This window comes from Aquipuribacter hungaricus, from assembly GCF_037860755.1.
Taxonomy (GTDB): domain Bacteria; phylum Actinomycetota; class Actinomycetes; order Actinomycetales; family JBBAYJ01; genus Aquipuribacter; species Aquipuribacter hungaricus.
In genome coordinates this window covers 1-3268 of sequence record NZ_JBBEOI010000320.1, presented here as the reverse complement: position 1 = coordinate 3268, position 3268 = coordinate 1, and the positions used below count along the sequence as shown (strand labels likewise).

3 protein-coding genes and 1 pseudogene are annotated in these 3268 nt (G+C 78.0%); 2 read left to right on the top strand and 2 right to left on the bottom strand.

Annotated elements, in window-relative coordinates; genetic code table 11:
- Nucleotides 1-283 (top strand): pentapeptide repeat-containing protein (locus WCS02_RS18935; protein WP_340295839.1); only part of this gene is annotated, 283 nt, incomplete at its 5' end.
- Here WCS02_RS18935 and WCS02_RS18930 read toward each other — a convergent pair.
- Entirely contained in the window at nucleotides 237-1562 is a 1326-nt protein-coding gene (locus WCS02_RS18930; RefSeq protein WP_376983868.1) for an APC family permease, read from the bottom strand. The two genes, WCS02_RS18935 and WCS02_RS18930, sit on opposite strands and share 47 nt — an antisense overlap.
- On the opposite strand from WCS02_RS18930, the gene speB reads away from it, so the two are divergent.
- A complete protein-coding gene (gene speB / locus WCS02_RS18925; RefSeq protein ID WP_340295837.1) occupies nucleotides 1561-2580 on the top strand; it encodes an agmatinase in 1020 nt (339 codons plus the stop codon). The genes WCS02_RS18930 and speB overlap by 2 nt on opposite strands.
- Nucleotides 2581-2878: 298 nt before the next feature.
- On the opposite strand, the pseudogene WCS02_RS18920 reads toward speB, so the two are convergent.
- Nucleotides 2879-3268, bottom strand: a pseudogene (locus tag WCS02_RS18920) (hypothetical protein); the annotation flags it as partial.

The window sequence follows — 3268 nt, the reverse complement described above, 5'->3', positions numbered from 1 at the left end:
TGACCTGCTGGGGGCGGACCTGCGGGGGACCGACCTGCGGGGCGCGGACCTGCGCGGCGCGTGGCTCATGGGGGCCCGGCTCTCCGGCGCCGACCTGCGCCGGGCGGACCTGCTCGGCGCCGACCTCCGCGGGGCGGACATCGCGGGTGCCCGGCTGGGCGGGGCGCTCTTCTGCACCCAGCCGCAGCTGGAGGCGGCCGGCGGGGACGGCGCGACCGAGCTGCCCGAGGGGCTCGTCAGGCCCGCCCGGTGGCTGCGCGCCGGGCCTCGCGCCGGAGCCTGAGCAGCCGGTAGGCCACTCCCACGAGCAGGACGGCCGCGCCCGCCGCCACGCTGCCCGGCGGCAGGGTGAGCACCAGCGCCGTGCACGCCAGCACCCCGACGACCTGCAGCAGCCGCGGGAAGCGCCGCTCGGCCGCCGGCTGGCCCAGGGCCGACAGGTTGGCGAGCAGGTAGTAGACGAGGACGCCGGCGGAGGAGAAGCCGATCGCGCCCCGCACGTCGCCGACGGCCACGACCAGCAGGACGACGGCACCCACGACGAGCTCGGCGCGGTGCGGTACCCGGTGCACCGGGTGGACCCCGGCGAGCCAGCGGGGCAGGTCCCCCTCCCGGGCCATCGCCAGCGTCGTCCGGCTCACCCCGGCCAGCAGGGCCAGCAGGGCACCGGCCGACGCCGCCACCGCGCCCACCCGCACCACGGCCCCCGCCCACGGCCACCGGCCCGCCGCCACCGCGTCCGCCAGCGGTGCCGAGGACGCGGCCGTCCCGGCGACCCCGAGCGTGGCGAGCAGGACCAGCCCCACCACGGCGTAGACCAACGTCGCCGCACCCAGGGAGAGCAGGACGGCGCGGGGGACGGTGCGGGCCGGGTCGCGGACCTCCTCGCCCATGGTCGCCACCCGGGCGAACCCGGCGAAGGCGAAGAACAGCAGGCCGGCGGCCTGCAGGGTGCCGTACCAGCCCCCGCCCGGGACCCCCGCCCACGGCACGGCGACAGCGGTCCGCGGGCCGGTCAAGGCGGCCGCCACGGCCACCCCCAGGCAGAGCAGGACCACGACGACGAGCACCCGGGCAGCGGCCGCCGTCCGGGTCACCCCGCGGTAGCCCAGGGCGACCGCGACCGCCACGGCCAGCAGCGCGACGGGCCGCTCCCGGCCGGGGGCGGCGTAGGCGCCGACGGTGAGCGCCATCGCCGCCAGGCTCGACGTCTTCCCGACGACGAACCCCCACCCCGCGACGAACCCGGGCCAGTGCCCGAGCCGCTCCCGGGCGTAGACGTACGTGCCGCCCGAGGTCGGGTAGCGGGCGGCCAGCTGGGCCGACGCGGTCGCCCCGCACAGGGCGACGAGCCCGGCCAGGAGCAGGGACAGCAGCAGGCCCGGACCGGCTGCTGCGGCCGCCGGTCCGTAGGCGGCGAACACGCCCGCCCCGAGCATCGAGCCCAGGCCGACCGCCACGGCGTCCCGGGTGCGGAGCCGCCGGGCCAGGGACGGCCCCGGGGCGGAGGGGTGCACGTCCGGCACGCTAGCGGGACGGGCAGGTCCTAGCCTCCGGGGCATGACGCAGCCCCGGTACGGCTCGCAGTTCGGCCCCGACGTCACGTTCCTCGGGGTGCCCGCGTGCACGTGGACCGACCCTGCCTCCATGGCCGGCGCCGACGTGGTCGTCCTCGGGGCCCCGTTCGACGGCGGCACGTCGCACCGGCCCGGCACCCGGTTCGGCCCCTACGCGATCCGGACGACGGACTACCTCGCCCACGACGGCTCCCGGCCGAGCCTGGCGCTGCGGGTCGACGCGCTGCGGGACCTCGACGTCCGCGACGCCGGCGACGTCGAGATGCCCCCCGGCGACATCGAGACCGCGCTGCAGCGGCTGCGCACGGCGGTCGCGGCCGTGGCCGCCACGGGGGCGGTGCCGGTCGTCCTCGGCGGCGACCACTCCATCACCTACGCGACCGGCCGCGGGACGGCCGACGCCCACGGCGACGGCCGGGTGTCGATGCTGCACTTCGACGCCCACGCCGACACCGGCGACATCGAGTTCGGGTCGCTGTGGGGCCACGGCCAGCCGATGCGGCGCCTCATCGAGTCCGGCGCCCTGCGCGGCGACCGGTTCCTCCAGGTCGGGCTTCGCGGCTACTGGCCGGGACCGGAGACCCTCGAGTGGATGGCCGGGCAACGGATGCGGTCCTTCGAGATGACCGAGGTCGTCGCGCGCGGGCTCACCGCGTGCCTCGACGAGGCCTCCGCCATCGCCACCGACGGCTGCGACGGGGTGTTCCTGTCCGTCGACATCGACGTCGCGGACCCCGCGCACGCCCCCGGCACGGGCACGCCGGAGCCGGGCGGCATCACCGCGCGGGAGCTGCTGGACTCCGTCCGCAGGATCTGCCGTGAGCTGCCCGTGGTCGGCGTCGACGTCGTGGAGGTCAGCCCGCCGTACGACCACGCCGACATCACCGCCGCCCTGGGCAACCGCGTCGTGCTCGAGGCGCTGTCCGGGATGGCGCGCAGGCGCGCGGACCTGGCCGGCAGGCAGCTCCCGGACCCGGCGGCGCCGCTGCTGTCCGACCGCTGACCGACCGCCGACCACCCGGCGGGACCACCGCCCCGGTGTGGCACGGCGCACGCGGGTGAGGGCCTGCACCGGGGAACACCATGACCGGGATGTCGGTTACGGTGGTCGTGGGTGTCGGGCCGCGAAAGCCCCGGGCTCCATGAATAGCCGCTACGAGCGGCCCCGCGCCGTGAGGCGCTTCCGGTCCGGCACCCACCTCCGGCCACCGCACCACCCCGGCGCACCAACCGGGCCCGCCACCGTCGACGGGCCCCGGACGGCGGCTCGGGCAGAGTCACCCGGGCAGCACCAGCCGCCCTCAGTCGAGCGAGTGGTGCCGCCACCGCCGGGCGCAGGCCTCGAGGTCGTCGGCGGTCTGCACCAGCGCCGACGCGGACCGGGTGAGCCGGGCGGCGTCGAGCTCGGCGTCCAGGTCAGCGACCGGGTCCGCGGGCGCCGTGATGTCGACCTGGCCGCGGTCGGCGAGGACGGCGCGCCCGACCGAGCAGACGCGCGCGAACGCGGCCGCCCGCTCGAACGTCACCCCCAGGTCGCCGTCGCCGACACCCCGGAGCACGGAGTCGACCATCGCGCTCACCTCGTCCGGCCCGGGCGGGTGCGCGACGCCCGCGACGACCTCGGCCACCGGGAGCCGCGACCGGCCGGCGTCGAACTCCTCGGCCGCCTGGCCGGGCGCCCGCCGGACACC